We start from the raw sequence: 22,470 nt of genomic DNA, 5'->3' as shown, positions 1-22,470 counted from the left end.
TGCGGACCAACGGTCCGCACCCACCGGGATGGTCTGCCGCACCGAGGCCGCCGACTTTCGTTAAGAACCTGTGATGTATAACTGAATGCGCTTTCGTCATTGGAAGGTGCACTCACCCGCGTGCGGTACTGACGGCTCCTCCACCGTTTGGCGTAGTCGCTTCCATGTATCGCACCACCCTGCTTTCCAGCGCGGTCGCGCTGGCCCTCGTCGCTGGCACCGCCGGCGCTGCTGAAACCGCCGACACCGGCAAGGACAGCACCACCCTCGGCACCGTGCTGGTGACCGGCTCGAACATCAAGCGCAGCGACACCGCCGGTCCCAATCCGGTGCAGATCGTCACCCGCGAGCAGATCCTGCAGACCGGCCGCTCCACCCTTACCGACGTGCTGCGCAACCTGTCGGCCAACGCCGGCAACAGTTTCGACGAGCAGTACACCGGCAGCTTCGCTGCGGGCTCGGCCTCGATCGGCCTGCGCGGCCTGTCACCGAAGAACACGCTGGTACTGGTCAACGGCTACCGCGTGGCCAACTTCGGTTTTGCGCTCAACACCCAGGACACCTTCGTCGACCTCAATGCGCTGCCGATCAGCGCGGTCGAGCGCATCGAAGTGCTGAAGGATGGCGCCTCGGCGGTGTACGGCTCGGACGCCATCGCCGGCGTCATCAACATCATCCTGCGTCGCGACTTCCAGGGCGTGGAAGTCGGCGGTGGTTTCGGCACCGCCACCCAGGGCGGCCTGAACGAGCGCAAGGCCAACCTGCTGGCCGGCTTCGGTGACCTCGAGCAGCAAGGCTGGAACGTGCTTTTCGGGCTGGACCTGCTCAAGCGCGACCGCCTCGATGCTGACCAGCGCGCGTACACCCGCGACGGCGATTTCCGCGACAAGCCCGGTGGCCGCCTCGCCGGCTGGTCCACCGCCGGTGGCAACTGGCTGTCCAATCCGCGCGCACCGCAGCCGTTCTCGCCCTGCCCCGAGGGCAGCGAGCTGCGTCCCTACAGCGACTTCGGCAGCACCCTGCCCGGCCAGGCCTGCGCCTTCAACGCGCAGCCGTTCAAGACCCTGCAGCCCGGCGCCGAGCGCCTGCAGGCATCGTTGAGCGCGACCTATCGCTTCAGTGACAGCGTCGAAGCCTTCGCCGACGTGCTGTACAGCCACAACAAGGCCGACCAGATCTTCAGCGCCCCGCTGACGGTCGGCCCGGGCCTGCGTGCCTACAATCCCGCTACAGGTACGCTGACCGATATCGCCGCTGTCCTGCCGGTCGGCCATCCGAACAATCCGGGCAGCACGCCACTGCCGTTCGAGTACACCTTCTTCGATCTCGGCCCGCGTCTGAAGGACAACACCCAGGTGTTCTACCGCGCCCTCGCCGGCGTACGTGGCACCGGTGAACGCTGGGACTGGGAAGTGGCCGCACTGACCTCGCAGAGTGCGCAGCGCGAGTACGTGGACAACTTCGTTGACCGCTACGCCTTCCAGCAGATCCTGCGCGACGGCAGCTACAACTTCCTCGATCCGTCCAGCACGCCGGGCGCATTGGACGAACTGCGCCTGCAGACCAAGCGCCCGGGCTGGTACAAGCTGCACTCGCTCAACGTCAAGGCATCGACCTCGTTGTGGGAACTGCCGGCGGGTGCGATCGGCTTCGCCTGGGGCGCGGAATTCCGCAAGGAATCGCTGGACGCGCGCACCAGTGCGCAGGTGCTGTCCGGTACTGAACTGCGCCCGGCGATCAACATCGTCGACGGCGAGCGCCAGGTCAGTGCCGCCTATGCCGAGTTCAGCGTGCCGCTGCATCGCACCCTGGAGCTGCAGGTGGCCGGCCGCGGTGACCACTACGATGACTTCGGCAAGGCATTCTCGCCGAAGTTCGCGCTGCGCTGGCAACCACTGGACAGCCTGCTGCTGCGTGGCTCGTTCTCGCGTGGTTTCCGTGCACCGTCGCTGCCGGAGATCGCACCGGGGCAGACCATCAGCTACGGCTCGGTGGTCGACCCGTTCGATCCGCTGCAGCCGGGCGGCAGCCGCGGCGTGACCAACCTGCGCACCGGCAATCCGGACCTGAAGGCCGAACGCTCGCGCAACCTCAACGTCGGCGCCGTGTGGTCACCCGATGCCGATTCCAGCATCGGCCTGGACTGGTACCGCATTGAACAGGACAACCTGGTCAAGCCGGACAGCGCGCAGTTCATCGTCGACAACCCGGGACTGTTCCCCGGTCGCGTGCAGCGCGATGCGCAGGGCCGCATCCAGATCATCACCAACCAGTACGCCAACCAGGGCGAGCTGACCACCTCGGGCATCGACCTGGAAGCCAACCGTACCTTCCGTACCGACGGCTGGGGCAACTTCACCGTGGCCGGCAGCTGGACCCACCTGCTCAGCTTCAAGCAGCCGCTGGTGGCCGGCCAGGCGCCATATGACGGCGCCGGCAACAACCGCCATGGCGCGCTGCCACGCACCCGCGGCACCACTTCGTTGAACTGGGCGGTGGGCGACTGGAGCAGCACGCTGAGCCTGCAGTACGTGAGCGGCTATGACCAGCGCGTAGCCACGGCCACCAGCAATCCGGGCCTGCGCGATCGGGTCAAGCCATACCACCAGCTGGACCTGTACGTGGCCTATGAAGGCATTCCGAAGACCACGCTGTCGCTGTCGGTGCTGAACCTGACCGACAAGGACCCGCCGTTCGATCCGGCCGGCGGTTCCAACGGCTTCGACATCAGCCAGTACAACCTGCGCGGGCAGTTCGTTTCGCTGGGCGCGCGCTACCGGTTCTGATTGAACAGGAGGGTGCGGACCAACGGTCCGCACCCTCCAAAGGCAAGGGCCATGCCCGGCGTGGCTGCATCAACGGCTCAGGTGCAGGAACTGCAGGTGCCGTTCGTACTGGCTGATGATGTCGTTGATGATCTGCTTGCGGCTGTAGCCGACCAGGTCGTAGTCCTGGCTACCCTCGTACAGATGCACTTCGGCGCGGTAGTAGCGCTGGTTGCGCAGCTGCTGCGCGGCGAAGGACGGGGTCAGGTAGCCACTGAGGATCACCCGGTACTGGAAGTCCTGTTGCTCGCCGTGGTTGACCGACAGCTCCATGTCGCCCGCTTCGAACCGCGTCTGCACGTCCCAGCCCTGCTCGCGCAGCTGCTCGGCCACCGCCTCCATCGCCGGCTTCACCGTGTCGTCCATGAAGCGGTACACCTGGTCGCGTACCGGGAAGTGCATGGCCTGGGTCAGGCGCTGGCGCCAGCCCTGGTGGTGGCGGTCATCGCCGATCAGCGGCGATGGCCTGAACTGCTGCGCGCGCTTGCGGTGCGACTCGTCACTGAAGGCACGGGTCAGGCCCCACATCATCAACAGCAGCACCGCCGAGAACGGCAAAGAGGCGAGCACCACTGCTGATTTCAGCGCATCGATGCTGCCGGCCAGCAGCAGGCCGGCGGTCAGCACCGCGATCACCGTGCCCCAGAACACGCGCAGCCAGCGCGGGCCATCGTCCTCCGGCGCACCGCCATGCGAGGACAGCGTGGACAGCACCACCGCCCCGGAATCGGCCGACGTCACGAAGAAGATGAAGCTGACCAGCACGGTCACCCCGATCACCACCTTGCTCCACGGGTAGCCATCCAGCAACGCATACAGCACCGTCGGTGGGTCATCCACCGCCAGCTGCGCCAACTGCTGCTGGTCATGGTGCAGCACCTGGTCCAGCGCGCTGTTGCCGAAGATCGACAGCCACGCCAGGGTGAAGCCGAGCGGGATCAGCAATACGCCGAACACGAACTCGCGGATGGTGCGGCCGCGCGAGATGCGCGCGATGAACAGGCCGACGAACGGCGCCCAGCCGATCCACCAGGCCCAGTAGAACACCGTCCAGCCGCCCAGCCATTCCGGCCGGCCGCCATAGGCGTATACGTCGAAACTCTTGCCCACCACGCTTCCCAGGTAGTCGCCCAGGTTCTGCATCAGCGTGCTGAGCAGGTACTGGGTGGGGCCGGCGCACAGCATGAACAGCACCAGCGCGATCGCCAGCAGCATGTTGATGTTGGCCATCCAGCGCACGCCCTTCTCCACGCCGGACACGGCCACTGCGACCGCCGCGCCCATCATCGCCACCACCAGCAGGATCTGCACCATGTTCGAGTGCGGCACGTTGAACAGGTGCGACAGCCCAGCGTTGAGATGCAGCACGCCAAAGCCCATGTCCGCGCCGATGCCGAACACGGTGGCGACGATGCCCAGGGCGTCGACGGTATAGCCGATGGGGCCGTTGATGCGCTTGCCGATCAATGGATACAGCGCCGAGCGCAGCGCCAGTGGCAGGTTGTGCCGGTAGGCGAAATAGGCCATCGCCATCGCCGCCAGCGCGAACACGCCCCAGCCGTGCAGGCCCCAGTGCAGGAACAGCAGCTGCATGGCCTGGCGCGCACCGGCCTCGCCCGCGGCCGGATCACCCTGCGGCGGCTGCAGGTAGTGGGTCAGCGGCTCGGAAACGCAGAAGAAGAACAGGGTGATGCTGATGCCTGCTGCGAACAGCATGCCGGCCCAGGAGAGGTAGCTGAACTCCGGTTCGTCATGGTCGGCACCGAGCTTGATGCCGCCGTACTTGGACAGCGCCACGCCGACCACGAACACCAGGTACAGGGTCATCGCCAGCAGGTAGTACCAGCCGACGTTGAGCGCGGCCCAGTCCTGCGCCTTGACCAGCAGGCGACCGGCGCCGATCGGATACAGGCTGACGAACAGTGCGAAGGCAACGACTACGATCGCCGCGAAGGCGAAGACGGGCCGCAGGGTTCGCACCGGCTGATGTTGAGGCTCCAGTGCTTCCATGGGCAGCCATCTCCGGATCGATCAAAGAGTAAGCCGCCGGATTCTGGCTGAATCGCAGTGGACACAGGATGAAGTCGTGGCATCGCGCAGGCACCATCGGCTGGATTTCCGTGCTACGCGCGCGCCTGCAGACCGGCGGGCGTGCCGGGCGGCGTTGTCACTTTGGTCCGATTACGACACGCCGCGTCCGGCACCGACGATTCAACCCATCACATGCACGGCGCACAGCTTGTTGCCGTCGCGATCACGCAGGTAGGCCAGGTACAACTGGCGCTCGGCCTTGTGCCGCACGCCGGCCGGGTCTTCCACCGCGGTACCGCCGTGGGCGACCCCCGCTTCCTGCCAGGCATGCACCGCCTGCGGGTCTGCCAGCGCAAAGCCGATGGTGCCGCCGTTGGCATGGCACGCCGCCTCGCCATCGATGGGCGGGATGACCATGAACATCCGTCCATCCTTGATATAGACCAGCTTGCCCTCGTCATCGAACACGCCTGCACGACCGCCGATGGCAGTGAACAAGGCATCGTAGAAGCGGCGGGAAGCCGCCATGTCGTTGGTTCCGACGGTGACGTGACTGAACATGCGGGCACTCCGTTGCGGGAAAGTCCGAGTGTCGGCCAGCCCGCCTTCTGTCGCAATGGCAGGCGGGCATGACCGAGCGTAGCCGGCCCAACAAATGCTGATAATCTTGGACGTTACAAACCATCGACAAATGACAGACAGACGGCACGGAGGCCCAAGTGGATAGCGTACTGATCAGCACCGAGGCGTATTCACAGTTGGCCGATCAATTGAGAGCGGCTCTGCTCAGCAAATCTGTTCGTGCGATGTCTGTGTCGGGACCATGGGGGACAGGGAAGACACACTGCGTTCGTTCGACGCTCAAAGCGAACAGGCGGGAAGCGGCATTTGCCTCGCTCTTCAGCGTCAAGAGCATCAACAACCTGAAACTGACCCTGCTCGACAACATCGTCGCTGAGCAGGGAGGGATCCGCGGTTGGCTGGCGAGAAGAACGAAAGCCGATCGCGATGTCTATGGTGCAGCCATTGAAAAGCTCTATTCCGGAGCGGCCATTGCCAATGATCTTGCGTTGATCGCCTTCAGGAGCGCTGTCCGCGGAAAGGTGATCGTTCTCGATGACCTTGAACGAAAGCATCCTGATCTGGATATCGACGAAGTCGCTGGCTTCATCGACGAGCTGATGGAACTCAGCGCTTGCCGAGTCATCCTAATAATGAACAGCGAGCGGCTGACAGATCACTCGAAGTGGATGCAGATCCGCGAGAAGATAATTGACCGGGAGTTGTTCTACTCTCCAACCCCGCAGGAGTCCACGGCCATCGCACTTCCCGGTCATCATCTGGCTGGGATGATTACCCCCCTGATCACTGGCTGCGGCATCACCAATATCAGGGCGATCAGGCGGATCGCACTGGAAATTGATTGGCTGAGCGAAAAGAAGTATTCACAAGGCAAGCCGCTTCGGGAATTCCTTGCATCATTCATACTGATGATGGGCGCCAATCTTCACGCATTGGGGCAGCAAGGGGTGATGGCCAAGATCGCTCCCGACCGGACCGGCAGCATCAAGCAGCATGATCAATTCAGAAGCGCTTGCAGCACTCTGCTCATCGACCCCGATAACGAATTCATCGACAGCATAGATCTCTTTCTTCGTACTGGCGCCATGCCCAGCGAGCGCATAGCATCGGTGCTGGACAGAAGGTGCACGACCGAGCGTGTCAGCGAGCTGCAATTCGAATCCATCGCGGTTCGAAACGATTACTTCTGGGACATCGACTGGAGCGACGAGGAAGCGCTGGATTATTGTCTGGAATTGTGCACGGAATCGGCCAGTTTCGGTGATCCGCATCTTCTCAGCCACATCCTGCAGACGCTGGAACTGATCGGAGGCCCGGAAGTGCTGCAATCCGCCTCACCGGCCCTGTCCACTTTCAGAACCACGCTGGAACGGCAACCCCGCGAATTCACCTCGCAGAACTACCACCCGGCGATCCTCAACGTCCTGGCGTCCCTGCAGCACCCACCTCCGGAAGGGGCCTCAACAAGGCCAGCAGTGAAAGACGATAGGATGCACGCCCTGGCTACCGGAGGGTTCGCATACGCACCAGTCCTGAAACTCTCAACTACCCGGTCTTCTTTCGTTGAACAGCTGGGATCCATGGATGCTGCGGATATGCGTTATGTCGTACCCGCGATGCTAAACAGGTGCGCGAACATCATCCCCAATTGCGAACATCCTGATCTCGAGGCAGCGAAGGCTTTCCAGGAAGCGTGCACTCAATACGTCGATGACAATCCACGGACCAAACGGGCGCGCCTGATTAGTGCCGCGATGACGGGCGATCATCCTGCGGGCCAGCTGGAATCCGCCCGTAACGTTGACTGAAGTGGGTGGATGAATTCCACCGCAACTGCGCCATGGAGCTGAAACGAACAGCCGCACCACGACAGATCACGCCGTACTGAGCAGCAGCACGGCCGCCGTGACCAGGCCGATGCCGATCCAACCGATCGGGCGCAGGCGATTGCCGAACAGCAGGCGACCGCAGGTGGCCGTACCGATCACGCCGATCGCGCCCCACATCGCATAGGCGGTGGCCAGGTCCATGTAGCGCACGGCCTGGCCCAGCAGAGCGAAGGCGATCCAGACCAGCACGATGGCGCCGACACCCCAACGCCAGCGACGGAAGCCATCGGACCTGGCCACCATCATGTTGGCGGCCACATCGATCAGCGCCGAGCAGATCACGAAAAACAAGGCCATCAAGTTCATCAGTGCGCCTCCCCGAGGGTGACACAGACGATGCCGACCACCGCCAGCACCAGACCGGCCAGCTGCTGCAGCGACAGGCTCTCACCGAACACGCTGATGCCGACCACGGTCAGCAGGGTCAGGCCCAGGCCTTCCCACACCGCATAGGCCACGCCGACGGCGATGCGGCGCACCGACAGCGCCAGGAAGTAATAGGAAAGCGCCAGCGCGGCGGCCATCACCACATAGCCGGTCCAGCCGCCATCGCGGGCGGCATGAGCCATGAAGGACGTGCCGACCACTTCGGCGACGATCGCCACGGTCAGGCAGGCCCAGGCGACGAAGGCGCCACGGGCGGGAACAGTACAGGACATGTGAAGCTCCTTGCGGGACGGGGACCGCGCCACGTCATCAGTAGATCCACGCCGTGCGTGGATGATCCGGAACGCCCCCGCAGACAGGGGCGACGGCGGCCAGTATCATCGTCTTTTACGGTGGTATCAAAATGGATTCCATCGACAGGAGCGATGGATCAATGCCCTATTCTCCCGAATCCCTGCAGGCCTTCGTCGAGGCCGCCGCGCTGGGCTCGTTCTCGGCGGCCGCCCGCCGGCTGCGCAAGACCCAGTCCACGGTCAGCACTGCCATTGCCCATCTGGAAGCGGACCTGGGCATGGTTCTGTTCGACCGCAGCGGCCGCTATCCGCAGTTGACCGACGCCGGCCGGCAGGTGCTGGGCCACGCGCAGGAAATCCTTGCCGCCGACGCGCGCCTGCAGCAACTCAGCGTGCGCCTGGCCGCACCCGTGGAGCCACGCCTGACCGTGGTGTTCTCCGATGTCTACCAGCTCGATCCGGCGCAACGTGTGCTGCAGCGGTTTGCCGAGGCATTTCCCGAGATCGAGCTGGAATGGCTGGATGCCGAGGGGCGCGACGTGCTGGAACTGGTTGATGCTGGCCGCGCCGGGCTGGGACTGCTGCCGCGCCAGGCGCAGTACCCCGATGCGTTGGTGGCCCAGCCCCTGGCCCACCACAGCGAACTGGCGGTGTACGTGGCCAGCGACCATCCGCTGGCGCAGGCCGGCGTGCGTGCGGCGGCGCAACTGGCCCGGCACCGGCAGGTGCGGCTGAGTGCGCAGGTCGACCACGCACCGCCGATCAGCGGGCCGGCATGGACCGCGTCGGACTACCTGATGGTGATGGAGATGGCCGAGGACGGCATCGGCTGGGCCGAACTGCCGCGTGCGCTGGTGCAGCGCTACGACCGGGGCCGCCTGCTGGAACTGCGCGTGCCGGGCTGGCCGCGCCGCATCCACAGCGACCTGGTGTGGCGCCGCGATACGCCGCCGGGGCCGGCGGCGTTGTGGTGGGCCGAGGCGTTGGGGTGAGGCAGTGCCGGCCGCTGGCCGGCATCCCCTTGCCCCGTGGTTGCCGGCCAGCGGCCGGCGCTACCGATCAACGATGGGCGAGCGCGTAATCCAGCGCCGAGCACACCGCCGCGACCTGCGCATCGTTGCACTGCTGCGGCGTCGCGCGCGGGCTGTCCGGGTAGACCTCGGTGGTGGTGGTGTACTTCGCCCTGGTGATGCCCGCACACAGGCCCAGCGGCACCAGCGCGTACTCGATCACGCCATGCGCGACCACCGGAGAACCGATGATCTCGCCCTTGTCGTCGGCCGGTGCGATATGGGTCACCTTCTCCACTTCGGCGACCACGGCCTGCTGGAAGGCCGGCTGCGGATTCCCGCTGTCGTCCACCAGGTAGAAGCCATCGGGAATCAGGCCCGGTTCGAACGGCTTGCCATCGCGCGCGGCGAGTGCGGGACGGAACTCGCTCTCGTCGCTGTCGGTGGTTTCGTGCAGGTCGATGTGCAGCACGAACTGGCCCTTCAACGGTGCGATCAGTTCGATCAGCGCCGTCGATTCACGGGCCGGGCCGTCCGCGCGGAAATTGCGGTTCGGGTCGATCGCATCGAAGTTCCAACGGTTGATGCGCTCGAAGCCCCACGGATTCACGCACGGCGCGACCAGAAGGTTGGCCTTGCCGGCGTAGTGGGCGGCATGTTTTTCGAGGAACTCCAGCGCGCCCATTACGCCGCTGGTCTCGTAGCCATGCACGCCGCCGGTCACCAGCGCGGCCGGCAACGCCGGGTTCCAGTCGCGGCTGCGCAGGGCGAACAGGGTGTAGGTCTCGCCTGCATAGTCGAGCTGGCCGTAGGCCACCTTGTCGAAGTGCCCGGCCAGTGCATCGATGCGCGGCAGCACCTCCTCGTCGTAACGGCGCAGGCGCTGCTGGCGCGCACGCCACTGCTCCCTTTCCGCAACGCCCCACGGCTGGCCAGGGGTACCGACGGGGTAGAAAGCAGCAGTGGACATGGCAGTTCTCAGCGGGTCAGGAGGCAATCGGCCACTTTACCACCGGGCCAAAGCGCTGAACGGCGGACCGATTCCAATGGCGAATGGAATCAGCAATAATTCTCATTTACGACCCTCCACGCCCCGCACCGATGTCCATTCCTGCCCCGCAACCGGCCCGCCTGCCCTTGGCTGCCGCCCTCGCCCTGTGCGTGTTTCCGGTCACCAGCGCGCTCGCGCAGGACAGCGCGACCACGCTCGACAGCATCCAGGTGTCGGGCAGTTGGTTGGGCACCGGCCTGCACGACAGCGTCAAGAGCTTCGCTGGCGCGCGTACCGTGGTCGATCGCCAGCGCATCGAGGCCAGCGGCGCCGCCAGCCTGGGCGATGCCATGCGCCGCATTCCCGGCGTGCAGGTCACCGACAACTCCGGCACCGCTGGCAGCTCGGTCTCGCTCAACATCGGCGTGCGCGGCCTGACCGGCCGCTACTCGCCGCGCTCGACCGTCCTGCTGGACGGCGTGCCACTGGCGGTTGCGCCGTACGGCCAGCCACAGCTCTCCTTCGCCCCGGCCAGCCTGGCCAATATCGAATCGATCGACGTGGTACGCGGCGGCGGTGCGGTGCGCTACGGGCCGCAGAATGTCGGCGGCATCATCAACTTCAGCACCCGCGCGATTCCGACTGCGGCTGGCCTGCACGGCGAGGCCGGCGTGCGCTACAGCGCTTACGACCACGGCGGCGGCGACAGCACCCAGTACAACGCGTTCCTCGGCGGCACCGCCGACAACGGCCTGGGCATGGCCCTGCTGTATTCGGGGCAGGACGGCCGCGGCTGGCGCCAGGGCAGCGATGACCGCTTCGATGATCTGGCGCTGAAGTTCGCCTATGCCATCGACGCACAGCAGGAGCTGCGCGCCAAGCTGTCGTACTACGATGTGCGCTCTCTGACTCCTGGCGGCCTGACCCGCGCCCAGTACCAGGCCGATCCGTTCCAGAACACCCGCCCGTCCGACTTCTGGAAGGGCCATCGCACCGGCATCGACCTGGGCTACACCAACACGCTGTCGGAGAACAGCGAGTTCGAGGTGCTGGCGTATTACAACGAAAGCAACCGGGCCAGTTCGCTGATCAACGCGGCCAACACACAGATCACGGTGCAGCCGCGCGACTACCGTGTGCTCGGCATCGAGCCGCGCTACACCCAGCGCCTGCACTGGGGCAGCAGCGTGCACGACATCACCGCTGGCTACCGCTTCCTGCGCGAGCGTGGCAACGACCGCAGCTACACCGTTACCCGCCGTACCGGTGCGACCGGCGCGACCACCCGCTTCGACAACGCCACCGATGCGCACTCGTTCTACGTTGATGACCGCATCGCCATCGGCCAGTGGCGGATCACGCCCGGCGTGCGCATGGAGTGGATCGACATGGACCGCCGCCAGGCCGGCGGCGGCGCGACCTTCAGCAGCCGCAACGACAAGGCCCTGCCCTCGCTCAACGTCGCCTACCTGCTGACCCCGCAGCTGACCGTGTTCGGCAACTACACCACCTCGTTCGGGCCGGTGCAGAACATCCAGTTGAACTCGCAGAGCGCGACCAATCCGCTGAACCCGGAAATCGCCAGGACCACCGAGCTGGGCGCGCGTTGGCAGGATGGCGCGCTGCGTGCGGAAGTGACCGTGTTCAAGATGCGCTTCGACAACCAGATCCTGCAGGTGCCGGGCATCACCCCGCCCACCTTCCAGAACATCGGCGCCACCGACCACAAGGGCGTGGAAAGCGCGATCGAGTACCGCTTTGCCGAAAGCAGCGCGCTGGCCGGGCTGGAACTGTACGCGAACTACACCTGGACCAAGGCCATCCAGCAGTCCGGCGACAACCGCGGCCTGGATGTGCCGTTCTACGCGCGCGATACCGACAGCGTCGGCGCCCGTTATGCGCTGGCCGGCTGGACCTTCAACGTGTCCAGCACCCACCAGAGCGGCCAGTTCTCCGATGCCGCCAACACCTGGGAAGAAGCCGCCGACGCGCGCGTAGGCCGTGTACCCGGCGTACGCCTGTGGAACGCGCAGGCCGCCTGGCAGCTGCGCTGGCTGGCCGACAGCGAGGTCGCGGTGGGCGTGAACAACCTGGCCGACAAGCGCTGGTACACCCGCAACGTGGATGGCAACGCCGGGCGCATGGTGGCCGCGCCGCGCACGTTCTACGTGCAGGGCCGCTACCGCTTCTGAGCATGGCAACCGCCTGATGCGGTGACGGTAGCGCTCACGGTGGCGGCGTATCATGCCGCCACCATGTCCTCCACCGCTTCGCCATCGCGCCTGCATCTGGCCTTCCAGGGCCTGCGCCTGCGCCTGCGCGGCAGCGACCTGTGGTTCATCGCCCTGGCGCTGGTGGTCGGGCTGATCGCCGGCGGCCTGACCCTGTTGCAGGCTGGGCTGGCACGCACCCTGCAGACGGCGCTGTATGGGCTGGACGAGGGCATGCGCCTGAGCTCGCTGCCCGCTTTGACCTGGACTGCCCTGCTGGTGCTGCCGCTGGGTGGCCTGGTGGTGGGCCTGGTCAGCCTGGCTGCCACGCGCCTGAAACGCCCCCTGCTGGATGCCGTGGAAGCCAATGCACTGCATGGCGGCCGCATGTCGATGCGCGACAACCTGATCGTGTTGACCCAGACCCTGGTCTCCAATGGCTGCGGTGCTTCGGTCGGACTGGAGGCGTCCTACACGCAGATGGGCGCCGGCAGCGGCTCGCAGCTGGGGCGGGTGATGCGCCTGCGCCGCAACGACGTGCGCATCCTGGTCGGTGCTGGTGCGGCCGGTGCGATCGCCGCGGCCTTCGGTGCACCGCTGGCCGGGGCGTTCTACGCCTTCGAGATCGTCATCGGTGCCTATACGCCGGCGGCACTGGCGCCGGTTGCGGTGGCCGCGCTGGCCGGCGCCTTCGTTGCCGACCAGGCCGGCGTGGACGCCTATCTGCTGCCGGCGGCATCGACCATCGACGTGCGCGCAGCCGACTATGCGATCTACGGCCTGCTCGGCTGCTGCTGTGCGATGGTCGGCATCGTGGTGATGCGCCTGATCGCCTCCATCGAGGGCACGGTCAAGCGCAGCCCGCTGCCGTTGTGGGGGCGCCCGGTGGTGGGCGGCCTGTTGCTGATTCCGCTGGCCCTGGCCAGCCCGCAGGTACTGTCGTCCGGCCACGGAGCGCTGCACCTGGACCTGACCACCCATCTGCCGCTGATCTGGATCGGCGGGCTGCTGACGCTGAAATGCCTGGCCTCCGGCATTTCGCTGGGCTTCGGTTTCCGCGGCGGCCTGTTCTTCGCCTCGCTGTTCATGGGCACCCTGGTCGGCACGCTGTTTGCCGGGCTGCTGGCGATGGCCACCGGCGTTCCTGTGGTCGACGCCACGTCGGCAGCGCTGGCAGGCATGGCTGCACTGGCCGCGGCGGTGGTTGGCGCGCCGATGACCATGGCCATGCTGGTGCTGGAAGGCACCCACGACTTCCTGCTGACCAGCGTGGTGATGAGCGCCGTGCTGGTGTCCAGCACCCTGGTGCGGCAGTGGTTCGGCTATTCCTTCTCGACCTGGCGCATGCACCTGCGCGGGGAAACCATCAAGAGCGCGCGTGACATCGGCTGGGTGCACAACCTCAATGCCGGGCGGATGATGCGCAAGGGTGTGGCCACCGCCCCGGCCGACCTCGATGCCGCCGCCTTCCGCCAGCGCTTCCCGCTGGGCTCGGGCAGCCGGGTGATCCTGATCGACAGTGAAGGCCACTACGCTGGCATCGTGCAGATTCCGCGCCTGTTCGGCGACGGCGTGAAGCCCGAGGACGTCGTGGGTACGTTCGCCGAGAACCGCGACGTGGCACTCGCCGCCAGCGCCGACGTGGTGAGCGTGATGCAGCGGTTCGACCAGACCCAGGCCGACGAGCTGGCGGTGGTGGCCGACGATGGCCAGGTGCTGGGCGTGGTGTCTGAAGCATTCGTGCGCAAGCGCTATGCGGAGGAACTGGACAAGCGCCAGCGCGAAATGATGGGCGAGCGTGTCGACGAGTAGATCCACGCCATGCGTGGATGATGCACCCTGCCCCTCCACGCGTGGCGTGGTTCTACTGTCACCTGCGGGAGGTAGACTGCGGCCATGCGCTTCATTGAAACCTTCCAGCCCGGCCCCTTCGCCGACACCGTGGTCAGCCTGCTGGCGGCGTTCGTGCTCGGCACCCTGATCGGCGCCGAACGCCAGTACCGGCAACGCACCGCTGGCCTGCGCACCAACGTGCTGGTGGCTGTCGGCGCTGCCGCCTTCGTTGACCTGGGCATGCGCATCGCCGGCAGCGCCGAGGCCGTGCGGGTCATTTCCTACGTCGTCTCGGGCGTCGGCTTCCTCGGCGCCGGCGTGATCATGAAGGAAGGCATGAACGTGCGCGGCCTGAACACCGCCGCGACGCTGTGGTGCTCGGCTGCCGTGGGCAGCTGCACCGGCGCGGACATGCTGGCCGAAGGGGTGCTGCTGACCGTACTGATCATCGCCGGCAATACCCTGCTGCGGCCACTGGTGAACGCGATCAATCGCATCCCGATCAACGAAGCCGCCAGCGAAGCGACCTACGAAGTGCGCCTGAGCGTGGATGCCGACGCGGTGCCGCGCGTGCGCGAGCGCCTGGTCGATGCGCTGGAAGCCGCGCAGTACCCCGTTGGCGACGTGCAACTGGTGGAGCACGCCGATGCGCCCACTGATGTGATCGCAGTGCTGGTCAGCACCGCGGTCAGCGCCGACGAACTGGACGTGGTGCTGGCGCGGATGGAACAGGTACCGGGCGTGCTGCATGCCACCTGGGAAGTCAGCACCCGCGATTGAGCGGGTGTCGGCAGTTCATCCGCGCGCTACGCGCTGCTGCGCTCGCAGCAACCTGCGGAACGAGGCGCAGCGCCGAGCATCCTCGGCGTGTGGACAGGCGGCAGCCCGCCGCAGCCGATCCTGAGCCCGCTGCAATCTGCGGATCTGCTGCTGCAGCGCATCGGCCCGGGCCAGCAATGCCGTGCGATCCAGTGCAAGCCCTGCCCCCTGCGGCATCGCTGCGCCGATCTGCTGCAGCGACAGGCCTGCCGATTGCCCCAGGCCGATCAGTGCCAGCCGTTCCAGCACCTGTTCGTGGTACTGCCGGCGCAGGCCGCGACGCCCCAGCACCTGCAACAGGCCGAGCTGCTCGTAGTAGCGCAGCGTGGAGGCCGGCACGCCACTGCGGCGGACCACCTCACCGATATCCAGTTCCTGCATCGTGCTTGACCTCAAGTGGGCTTCAAGCGCCACCATGGTCGCACTCCCCGCGCAAGGCAAGCCCATGGACGATTCACTCCCGCTCGATCAGAACACGCTCTGGAACGGCGCCGCCGGCGAGAACTGGGTCGCGCAGCAGACCCTGCTGGACGACCTGTTCCAACCGATGGCCGATGCCCTGCGCGACGAGCTGCCGGTTACCGTCACGGAACTGCTGGACGTGGGCTGCGGCACCGGCGCCAGTACGCTGAGCGCCGCCGCAGCACGCCCTGACGCCCGTTGCACGGGCGTGGACATCTCCGCACCGATGCTTGACCTGGCCCGCCAGCGCGCCGCCGCGATCGGGCGCGGGGTCGACTTCATCGTTGCCGATGCCCAGCGCCATCCCTTCGCAACGGCGCGCTACGATTGGATCCAGTCGCGCTTCGGGGTGATGTTCTTCGAGGACACGCAGGCCGCCTTCGCCAACCTGCACCGTGCCGCCCGAACGGGCGCGGGCCTGCGCTGCATCGCCTGGCGCAGCGCGCAGGAAAATCCGTTCATGACCACCGCCGAGCACGCCCTTGCAGACCAGCTGGTGCTGCCGGCGCGGGTAGCCGGTGCACCGGGGCAGTTCGCTTTCGCCGATGGCGAACGGGTGCGCCGGCTGCTGCAGCGTGCCGGATGGCAGGACGTGGACATCGCGCCGCTGGACCTGACCTGCTTCCTCAGCCGTGATGCGCTGGCCAGCTACGTCGGCCAGCTCGGACCTGTGGGTCTGGCCCTGCGTGCGTTGCCGGCCGCACGCGCCGAAGCGCTGCTGCAGCAGGCGCTGACCGCGTTCGCACCGTTCATCGACGCTGACCGTGTGCGGGTGGAAACCGCCTGCTGGATGATCCGCGCCCGCGCATAGCAACAGAAAAGGGGACGAAGGGATCAAGTCGTTCATGCCCCGGTTGTGCGGGAAACGACTTGATCCCCTCCGTCCCCTGTTTCTCTACAAGGCCTCGCCGGCATCGGCCAGGCGCGATTCGATGAGCGCGTACCACTGCTCGAGCATGTCGACCAGCATGTCCAGCTCGGCGTCGGCACGCTGCGCGCGGCCGCTGCGCAGGCACGCCTGTGCTTCCTGCAGCTGGGTGAGGAAGCCGGCAACGGTGTCGGCCTGCAGGATGAGGCCCGGCAGCCGGCGCCCGGGAATGCGCACGACCGCATGGTTGCCGAGCTGGCCGTACACGCTGAGAGTGGCTTCCGTCTTCATGGACAAGGGCAGGAATTGGGCATTCATCAGGTGCACCAGGGAAGAAACCTGCCCACCGGCAGGCGTGGAAAACGGGGGAGACGTTTCCACGTCCTGCCGGCAGGACAGGGGGGACTCGGGATGCCGGGGCACGCCCCGGCGCGGGGATTCAGTGCGATCGGGCCACGCCCGCGATCTGCACCCGGCGATTGGGCGCCAGGCAGGCGATCAGCTCGCGCCGGTTGCGCTGGTCGCACTGCACCAGCGGTTCGGCCGCACCCCGCCCTTCAGCGCTGATGCTCGCCGCGGATACGCCGCCCTGTACCAGCGCCATGCGCACCGCCTCGGCACGTCGCTGCGACAGCGTCTGGTTGTAGGCAGCGCTGCCGATGCGGTCGGTGTAGCCGACCACCTGGATCGACTGCACCTGGCTGGCCTCACGCACCTGCGCCAGTACACCCTGCACGGCCTGCTGGCCGCTGGCACTGAGTACGGCACTGTCAAAGCCGAACAGTGCATCGGCAGCCAGCCGCAGCGGCTGCTCCGGCAAGGGCGCCGGCGCCGGCGGTGGCGGCGGACGCGGCGGGTCGAGGACCGCTGCGCACGATTCAGGCTTCCAGTAGCCGCCTTGGGCGATGCCCTTGTTGTCGAAGCGCACCTGGAACTGGCAGGTGAAGTACTCCGCGCCCTGTGCGGTGCGGAAGTTGAACAGGTAGTTCCACTCGCGCACGCCCCACATGCCTTCGTTGAAGTGCGGGGTGCCGAGCAACGTGTACAGCTGGCGCTTGCTCATGCCCGGTGCGAACCGGCGCAGGTCGGCGATATCCGGATAGATGCCTTCCTTCAGCGATGCCTTGCTGGCCTCCGGGAAGGTGACGGCGGTGCTGTCGGCCGGGCCGTCGGCGGCCGGTGCGTGGCTGCGGCAGGCAACCAGCAGCCCTGCGGCCAGGATCAGGCCCAGCGTGGCGGCGACGCGGCCACTGCGAGCGATGCGATGCGGTTTCATGTCATTCCCCCTGTAGACGTTGCCCGCTGCGCCGGGCCGCGAATGCGACCCGGCGCAGGCGATCACCACTGGATGCCGGCACCGACGGCCACACCGGCCTCGCCGCGGCTGTTGGTGGAACCACTGAACTTGTAGATCCAGTGACCGCCCTCGGAGACACCGGAGATGCCCAGGGCCACGCCGGATTCGCCGTTGTAGCTGCCGGCGGCGATCGAGGCCATGTTGCGGCCGGCTTCGCTGGGCTGCGGCAGCGATGCGGTTGCCATCGCCGAGGCGATACCGGCCGAGGCGCGGTTGTCGGTCTTGCGCAGGTCGCGTTCGAAGCCGCCCATGCGCTCATCGGTGTAGGCCTTGGACCAGTCCAGGGTCTGCGCCATGCCCGACTTCAGCTGGTCGACGTTGACCGCGTCGGTACCGGCGGTGCCGGCAGCGACGTTGCGCACCGTGGTCGGGCCGCTGCTGGTGCTGCCCAGGGTCACGCTGTTGTAGTTGGTGGTGCCGTTGGTGGTGGTGTCATAGCGGATCGTGCCCTGCTGCGAAGCCTGCAGCTGGCGCACGTTGACCGCATCGGTCGCCTGCGAACCATCGGCCACGTTGACCACCTGGCGTTCGGCACCGGCTGCACCCACCGACACCGTATTGGCGCGGTTGGCGACCGAGCCTGCACCCAGCGCCACCGAGTTGTCTGCCTGCGCCTGCGAGCCGTTGCCCAATGCGGTCGAGTTGGCCCCGGCCGCAGTGGAGCCGGCACCGCCCGCGGCGGAGTTGGCGCCGGTGGCGGCCGGATCGGCCAGGTTGTTGCTGTTGTTGGCGCGGAAGCTGCCGGCAACGTTGGTGATGTTCTGGATCTTCTGGTCGGTGTAGGCCTTGGACTGGTCGATGGCGTAGTTCACGCCGTTCTTCAGCTGGCCGACGTTGGTCGCATCATGGTCGTCGGAGCCATCGGCCACGTGGGTGATCTTGCGCTCGCTGCCACTGCTGCCCACCGCCACCTCACCGGACGAGTTGCTGGCGCCGGCCTGGCCATAGGCACCGGTATAGCCGGTCTGCGCACCGACGCTGGCCACCGAACCGGCACCCAGCGCAACACTGTTGCCCGCGCTGGCATTGGCACCGTTGCCGACTGCTACGCTGCCCGCACCGGCTGCGCTGGCCTGCGGGCCGACCGCCAGTGCTTCGGCACCGGTGGCCGTGGCTGCGGCAGCCGTGGAGTTGACCGCCAGGTACGGGCTGCCGCCGCCGCTGCTGATGCGCTGGTTGAGCACCCGCAGCGAGCCGTCCACTGCAGAGAACGCAGCGGTGACGTTGCTGTAGTCGTTGCCGGTGATGGTGCCATCGGTGGCGATGGTGGAGATGTTGAAGGTCGGCGCGGTCCACAGCCCGGTGCTGCCGTTGTACACGGTGCTGCCACCGAAGTAGCTGGCCACCGTCTGGTGCGTGCTGAACAGCTGGTCGCCGGTGATGGCATCACTGCTGCCCGCCAGGATGCTGCCGGCGGCCACGTTGGTGACTTTCACCGCTGCACCGCCGGTACCGCTGAGGGTCACGGTATCGACCACGTTGCCACTCCCGTCCACGTCGTACTTCACGGCGCGCGCGTCCAGGTCATCGGTCTGCTCGGCCACATTGGCCAGCGAATTGCTGACCGCATCGAAGGCCGTGCCGACGTCGTTGTAGCTGCCCTGGCTGACCGTGCCATTGGCGGCGACGTTGTTGAGCGTGTAGGTCGGCGCGGTGACCACGCCATTGGCATCCACTGCAGCGCCGCCGCCGAGGTGGGTGGCCACCGTCTGGTTGGCCGCGAACAACTGCGCACCGTTGATTGCTTCGCTGCTGGCCGCGCTGATCTGGCCCGGGCCGAGGTTGCGCAGCGTGGTGGCGGTGCCGGACTGGCCGAGCGTCGCACTTGCGTAGTTGACGCTGCCGTCGCCGTTGAGGTCGTAGCGCAGCGCGCCCTCTTCGGAAGCCTGCAACTGACCCAGGTTGACCGCATCGGTGCTGGCGGTGCCGGCGGCGACGTTGGTGACCTGGCGTTCGGCGCCCGCGGCACCGATCGACACGCTGTTGGCCCGGTCGGCCAGGCTGCCGGCACCGACCGCGATGCTGTTGGCGGCGGTTGCGCTGGCACCGGCACCGACGGCGATCGCTTCGGCGCCGCTGGCCACGGCGTCGGCACCGGTCGAATTCACCCGCAGGTACCGGGTGCCGGTGTTGCGGATGTCGTTGATCTGCGTGTTGAGGTTGACCAGCGAACCATCCACCGCATCGAAGGCGTCGGTGACGTTGTCATACAGCCCCGGGGCCACGGCGCCACCGGTGGAGATGGTGCTGATCTCGAACAGCGGTGCGGTGAAAGTGCTGGTGAGCGGATCGAACGCTGCGCGTCCGCCGAAGAACTTTGCCATCGTGTCGTTGCTGGCGAACAGCTGCGCACCATTGACCGCCTCGCTGCTGGTGGCGTTGACCGCGCCGGCGGCCAGGTTGCCGATGGTGGTGGTGCCGGTGCCATTGCCGAGGGTGACACGGCGGTAGTCGGGGTCGCCTGCACCATCCAGGTCATAGGTGACCGCCGCCGCGCCGACCGCATCGATCTGGCTGATCGCACCCTTCAGCTGGGCCACGTTGACGGCATCGGTGTTGGCGCTGCCGGCCGCCAGGTTGGTGATCTGCCGCTCGCCACCGCCTGCGGTGCCCACCGACACTTCGCCCGCCGACACCTGTGCGGTGGTCAGGCCGTAAGCGCTGTAGCTGGCCTGCGCGCCGCGCAGTGCGGCCGAGCGATAGCCCAGCGCCACCGAGTTGGCCTGGTTGGAGGTGCTCTCTGCGCCGAGCAGGGTCTGCCCGTTGGCAGTGCCGCTGGCACTGTCGCCGACCACCACCGAGTGCCCCATGCGTGCTGCATAGTCGGCGGTGGGAACGCCGGTCGGATCGCTCGGATCATTGGCGCCCGCGCCCGGGAAGGCGACGTTGGCATCGACCTTGGGCAGTTCATGGCGGGCGTTGGCACCGATCACCACCTCCTTGGAGCCGTTGGCATAGGCGCCATCGCCCATCAGCACCTGGTAGTCCTGCGCTGCGTTGACCGCCCAGCAGGAGATGTCCGCCAGCGCGATGTCCAGGCACTTGGCCGCCCAGGCCGGCGAGTCCGTCGGCAGCAGCAGGCCGAGCAGGCCACCGGGATTGCCGTTGTTGATGTTGTAGATGTAGCTGTCGGAGGTGACGCCACCGATCAGGGTCAGGTGCGAGCTGCCACCGGTGACCGCGCCACCCAGTCCGTTGAGCGTGGTGCCGACCGGCGTTGCATTGACCACCGGCAGGCCGAGCACGTTGACCGTGGAATAGGTCTGCATGACGTTGGCGGTGCTGAGCTTCAGGTTGCCGTTGGACAGGTAACCGGTGCCGCCGAACAGGCTGGCGGTGGTCGGTCCGAGCAGTTCGGTGACACCGCCCACCAGGCCACCGGTACCGATCACCAGGCCCGCGTTCGGGTCGGCAGCGGCGGGCGCCTTCGGGCTGGTCGGCGGAATGGCCGACGGCGAGCTCAGGCCGAGGCTGCCCAGGGTATTGCCGACCAGGCCACCGACGGCGCCGGTCAGGTTGCCGACGGTGCCGTTGAGGTCACCATTGAGCAGGCTGCCGACCGCGCTGCCAACGCCGTTGAGCGCAGTGCCGACGCCGTTGAGCAGGCCGCCCAGGCCAAGCGCGCTGTTCTGCGCGGCGACGGTTGCGGTGCCGGCCAGCTTGAGATTGCGATCGGCGACGATTTCCTCGCCGTCCTTGCCCTGCACCCGTACCTTGCCTGCCACGCCGGTATCGAACGCTGCGGTGATCGCGCGGTCATCGGTGTCACCCGGCAGCTCTTCCTTGGCCGGCAGCGTGACCGCTGCGGTGGCACCGATCTGGCCCTGGCCTTCGATGTGATTGCCGGCCACGACCAGCTGCGAATCGACCTTGCCATCCACGGCCGCCTTCAAGCCGGACGGCGTTACACCCGCTGCCGCGGCAACCTGGGTGCCGGCGTCAATGCTGGCAACCGGCTTGCCGGCGACGCCGACATCGGCCTTTGCTGCCGCGTTGGCGGCCAGACCCAACGGCGCCTGTGCGGCCGGTGCGACGTTCGCCGCAAGCGCGGCATCGACACGGGTAGCGGCTGCAGTGCCAACACCGATGTTGGCGCGCACGTCGGCGCCCAGCACCGGTGCAGGCACCTGGCGCGGCGCGGCGCCGGCCGCCAGCTTGACCTGCACGGTGGCCGGCAGCACGTCGCGCACGACCGGCAATGACGTTGTGCTCAGCTGCAGGCCGACGCGTGCGTTGGCACTGATCGCCGGGTTCGCCTGGGCCTGTCGTGCAGCCGCGGCCAGCGCCACTTCGGCGTCCACCTTCACCGGCATCGGCTGGGTGTACTTGGCTGCCAGCGCCTGCAGGTCGCGCAGCGATTGATTGGCCTCTGTCGCCGCCGCAGGTCCGCTGGCCAGCACGCACAGCAGTGCCATGGCCAGGGTGCTGGGCACCAGAAGGCTGGCACGACGGTCGCGCGGTGCGGTACCACCGCTATCGCCGGTGGCCAGTTCCGAGGCCACAACCAGAGCATTGAGCTGGCGGTTCCATACACGCCGGTAGATGCGGTTCATGAGCATTTCCCCCGTAGGCGGACAACTTGAATGTCAGTGGACTTGCCGTTAGGCAGGTGACTGACATTTCGCGCCTTTCAGCGAGGGCTGAGCACTTCATTCCGGCAGGGCAATCGCGCATTCCGGCAAATCCACGGCCGGATTCGGCAGCCACATATGCAAATCCGGCAGGGAGGGCTGGCCGGGCTGCCGCCCGGCACCCGCAGAGGCGAAAACAAAAGCCAAAGCCGAAGGAACAGCCGGCTCTGGGTTTTCTGCGGGTTGGCGGGGCGGTGTGGGCTTGCAGGACACGCCGTAAACCCGTCCATGGGGGCTCGATGGCGCCATCCATGGCGCCAACGGTCCTGCAAGCCCACACCG

Annotated in this window: 16 protein-coding genes; 7 read left to right on the top strand and 9 right to left on the bottom strand. The window is 66.8% G+C overall.

Annotation, left to right across the window (positions count from 1 at the left end; all coding sequences use genetic code 11):
* The first annotated feature begins 164 nt into the window (after nt 1-164).
* Entirely contained in the window at nt 165-2,786 is a 2,622-nt protein-coding gene (locus tag M2299_RS00080; protein WP_099842734.1) for a TonB-dependent receptor, read from the top strand.
* 69 nt (nt 2,787-2,855) lie between these two features.
* On the opposite strand, the gene betT is transcribed toward M2299_RS00080, so the two are convergent.
* Both betT and M2299_RS00070 read right to left on the bottom strand, forming a co-directional pair.
* Nucleotides 2,856-4,835: a choline BCCT transporter BetT gene (betT, locus tag M2299_RS00075; protein ID WP_280883593.1), complete on the bottom strand. Its 1,980-nt coding sequence runs from the start codon at nt 4,833-4,835 to the stop codon at nt 2,856-2,858.
* Between the two features lie 201 nt (nt 4,836-5,036).
* Complete coding sequence (locus M2299_RS00070) at nt 5,037-5,417, bottom strand: VOC family protein (protein WP_280883592.1); 381 nt, start codon at nt 5,415-5,417, stop codon at nt 5,037-5,039.
* A gap of 158 nt (nt 5,418-5,575) precedes the next feature.
* Here M2299_RS00070 and M2299_RS00065 point away from each other — a divergent pair, with 158 nt between their 5' ends.
* The gene (locus tag M2299_RS00065; protein WP_280883591.1) at nt 5,576-7,246 is read left to right on the top strand and encodes a hypothetical protein; all 1,671 of its coding nucleotides are present in this window, start codon (nt 5,576-5,578) and stop codon (nt 7,244-7,246) included.
* 66 nt (nt 7,247-7,312) lie between these two features.
* Here M2299_RS00065 and M2299_RS00060 read toward each other — a convergent pair whose 3' ends face one another.
* Together M2299_RS00060 and M2299_RS00055 are read right to left on the bottom strand one after the other, a co-directional pair.
* Nucleotides 7,313-7,633: a multidrug efflux SMR transporter gene (locus M2299_RS00060; protein WP_222389192.1), complete on the bottom strand. Its 321-nt coding sequence runs from the start codon at nt 7,631-7,633 to the stop codon at nt 7,313-7,315.
* On the bottom strand, nt 7,633-7,986 hold the full coding sequence (locus M2299_RS00055; RefSeq protein ID WP_099784469.1) for an SMR family transporter: 354 nt from the start codon (nt 7,984-7,986) through the stop codon (nt 7,633-7,635). Before M2299_RS00055 ends, M2299_RS00060 begins: the two co-directional genes overlap by 1 nt.
* Before the next feature lie 161 nt (nt 7,987-8,147).
* On the opposite strand from M2299_RS00055, the gene M2299_RS00050 reads away from it, so the two are divergent.
* Nucleotides 8,148-8,999 (top strand): LysR family transcriptional regulator, encoded by an 852-nt coding sequence (locus M2299_RS00050; protein WP_033831329.1) that lies wholly within the window; start codon nt 8,148-8,150, stop codon nt 8,997-8,999.
* A 67-nt stretch (nt 9,000-9,066) separates the two neighbouring features.
* On the opposite strand, the gene M2299_RS00045 is transcribed toward M2299_RS00050, so the two are convergent.
* On the bottom strand, nt 9,067-9,987 hold the full coding sequence (locus M2299_RS00045) for a M14 family metallocarboxypeptidase (RefSeq protein ID WP_280883590.1): 921 nt from the start codon (nt 9,985-9,987) through the stop codon (nt 9,067-9,069).
* 131 nt (nt 9,988-10,118) lie between these two features.
* Here M2299_RS00045 and M2299_RS00040 point away from each other — a divergent pair, with 131 nt between their 5' ends.
* The 3 genes from M2299_RS00040 to M2299_RS00030 all read left to right on the top strand — a co-directional run bounded on the left by M2299_RS00040 (nt 10,119) and on the right by M2299_RS00030 (nt 14,831).
* Complete coding sequence (locus M2299_RS00040; protein ID WP_280883589.1) at nt 10,119-12,200, top strand: TonB-dependent siderophore receptor; 2,082 nt, start codon at nt 10,119-10,121, stop codon at nt 12,198-12,200.
* Nucleotides 12,201-12,263: 63 nt separating this feature from the next.
* Nucleotides 12,264-14,030 (top strand): chloride channel protein, encoded by a 1,767-nt coding sequence (locus M2299_RS00035; RefSeq protein WP_049469216.1) that lies wholly within the window; start codon nt 12,264-12,266, stop codon nt 14,028-14,030.
* Nucleotides 14,031-14,114: 84 nt separating this feature from the next.
* The gene (locus tag M2299_RS00030) at nt 14,115-14,831 is read left to right on the top strand and encodes an MgtC/SapB family protein (RefSeq protein ID WP_025878554.1); all 717 of its coding nucleotides are present in this window, start codon (nt 14,115-14,117) and stop codon (nt 14,829-14,831) included.
* A gap of 15 nt (nt 14,832-14,846) precedes the next feature.
* Here M2299_RS00030 and M2299_RS00025 read toward each other — a convergent pair whose 3' ends face one another.
* The gene (locus M2299_RS00025; RefSeq protein ID WP_025878553.1) at nt 14,847-15,251 is read right to left on the bottom strand and encodes a MerR family transcriptional regulator; all 405 of its coding nucleotides are present in this window, start codon (nt 15,249-15,251) and stop codon (nt 14,847-14,849) included.
* A 64-nt stretch (nt 15,252-15,315) separates the two neighbouring features.
* On the opposite strand from M2299_RS00025, the gene M2299_RS00020 reads away from it, so the two are divergent.
* Nucleotides 15,316-16,143 (top strand): class I SAM-dependent methyltransferase, encoded by an 828-nt coding sequence (locus M2299_RS00020; RefSeq protein WP_280883588.1) that lies wholly within the window; start codon nt 15,316-15,318, stop codon nt 16,141-16,143.
* Nucleotides 16,144-16,227: 84 nt separating this feature from the next.
* Here M2299_RS00020 and M2299_RS00015 read toward each other — a convergent pair whose 3' ends face one another.
* The 3 genes from M2299_RS00015 to M2299_RS00005 form a co-directional block, all read right to left on the bottom strand.
* Nucleotides 16,228-16,518: a hypothetical protein gene (locus M2299_RS00015; protein ID WP_170929478.1), complete on the bottom strand. Its 291-nt coding sequence runs from the start codon at nt 16,516-16,518 to the stop codon at nt 16,228-16,230.
* Nucleotides 16,519-16,639: 121 nt separating this feature from the next.
* Nucleotides 16,640-17,476: an OmpA family protein gene (locus M2299_RS00010; RefSeq protein WP_025878550.1), complete on the bottom strand. Its 837-nt coding sequence runs from the start codon at nt 17,474-17,476 to the stop codon at nt 16,640-16,642.
* A 62-nt stretch (nt 17,477-17,538) separates the two neighbouring features.
* Complete coding sequence (locus M2299_RS00005) at nt 17,539-22,110, bottom strand: YadA-like family protein (protein ID WP_280883587.1); 4,572 nt, start codon at nt 22,108-22,110, stop codon at nt 17,539-17,541.
* Nucleotides 22,111-22,470: the final 360 nt, after the last annotated feature.

Origin of the sequence: Stenotrophomonas sp. 1278 (genome assembly GCF_029892765.1) — a bacterium.
Classification (GTDB): domain Bacteria; phylum Pseudomonadota; class Gammaproteobacteria; order Xanthomonadales; family Xanthomonadaceae; genus Stenotrophomonas; species Stenotrophomonas indicatrix.
Note: the sequence above shows the minus strand (reverse complement) of the source record. Positions and strands in the feature narration are given on the sequence as shown.

Bases quoted from the DNA above. Each gene is read 5' to 3' on its own strand.
- M2299_RS00080 (WP_099842734.1), top strand. From the start codon at position 165: ATGTATCGCACCACCCTGCTTTCCAGCGCGGTCGCGCTGGCCCTCGTC.
- betT (WP_280883593.1), bottom strand. From the start codon at position 4,835: ATGGAAGCACTGGAGCCTCAACATCAGCCGGTGCGAACCCTGCGGCCC.
- M2299_RS00070 (WP_280883592.1), bottom strand. From the start codon at position 5,417: ATGTTCAGTCACGTCACCGTCGGAACCAACGACATGGCGGCTTCCCGC.
- M2299_RS00060 (WP_222389192.1), bottom strand. From the start codon at position 7,633: ATGAACTTGATGGCCTTGTTTTTCGTGATCTGCTCGGCGCTGATCGAT.
- M2299_RS00055 (WP_099784469.1), bottom strand. From the start codon at position 7,986: ATGTCCTGTACTGTTCCCGCCCGTGGCGCCTTCGTCGCCTGGGCCTGC.
- M2299_RS00050 (WP_033831329.1), top strand. From the start codon at position 8,148: ATGCCCTATTCTCCCGAATCCCTGCAGGCCTTCGTCGAGGCCGCCGCG.
- M2299_RS00045 (WP_280883590.1), bottom strand. From the start codon at position 9,987: ATGTCCACTGCTGCTTTCTACCCCGTCGGTACCCCTGGCCAGCCGTGG.
- M2299_RS00040 (WP_280883589.1), top strand. From the start codon at position 10,119: ATGTCCATTCCTGCCCCGCAACCGGCCCGCCTGCCCTTGGCTGCCGCC.
- M2299_RS00035 (WP_049469216.1), top strand. From the start codon at position 12,264: ATGTCCTCCACCGCTTCGCCATCGCGCCTGCATCTGGCCTTCCAGGGC.
- M2299_RS00030 (WP_025878554.1), top strand. From the start codon at position 14,115: ATGCGCTTCATTGAAACCTTCCAGCCCGGCCCCTTCGCCGACACCGTG.
- M2299_RS00025 (WP_025878553.1), bottom strand. From the start codon at position 15,251: ATGCAGGAACTGGATATCGGTGAGGTGGTCCGCCGCAGTGGCGTGCCG.
- M2299_RS00020 (WP_280883588.1), top strand. From the start codon at position 15,316: ATGGACGATTCACTCCCGCTCGATCAGAACACGCTCTGGAACGGCGCC.
- M2299_RS00015 (WP_170929478.1), bottom strand. From the start codon at position 16,518: ATGAATGCCCAATTCCTGCCCTTGTCCATGAAGACGGAAGCCACTCTC.
- M2299_RS00010 (WP_025878550.1), bottom strand. From the start codon at position 17,476: ATGAAACCGCATCGCATCGCTCGCAGTGGCCGCGTCGCCGCCACGCTG.
- M2299_RS00005 (WP_280883587.1), bottom strand. From the start codon at position 22,110: ATGAACCGCATCTACCGGCGTGTATGGAACCGCCAGCTCAATGCTCTG.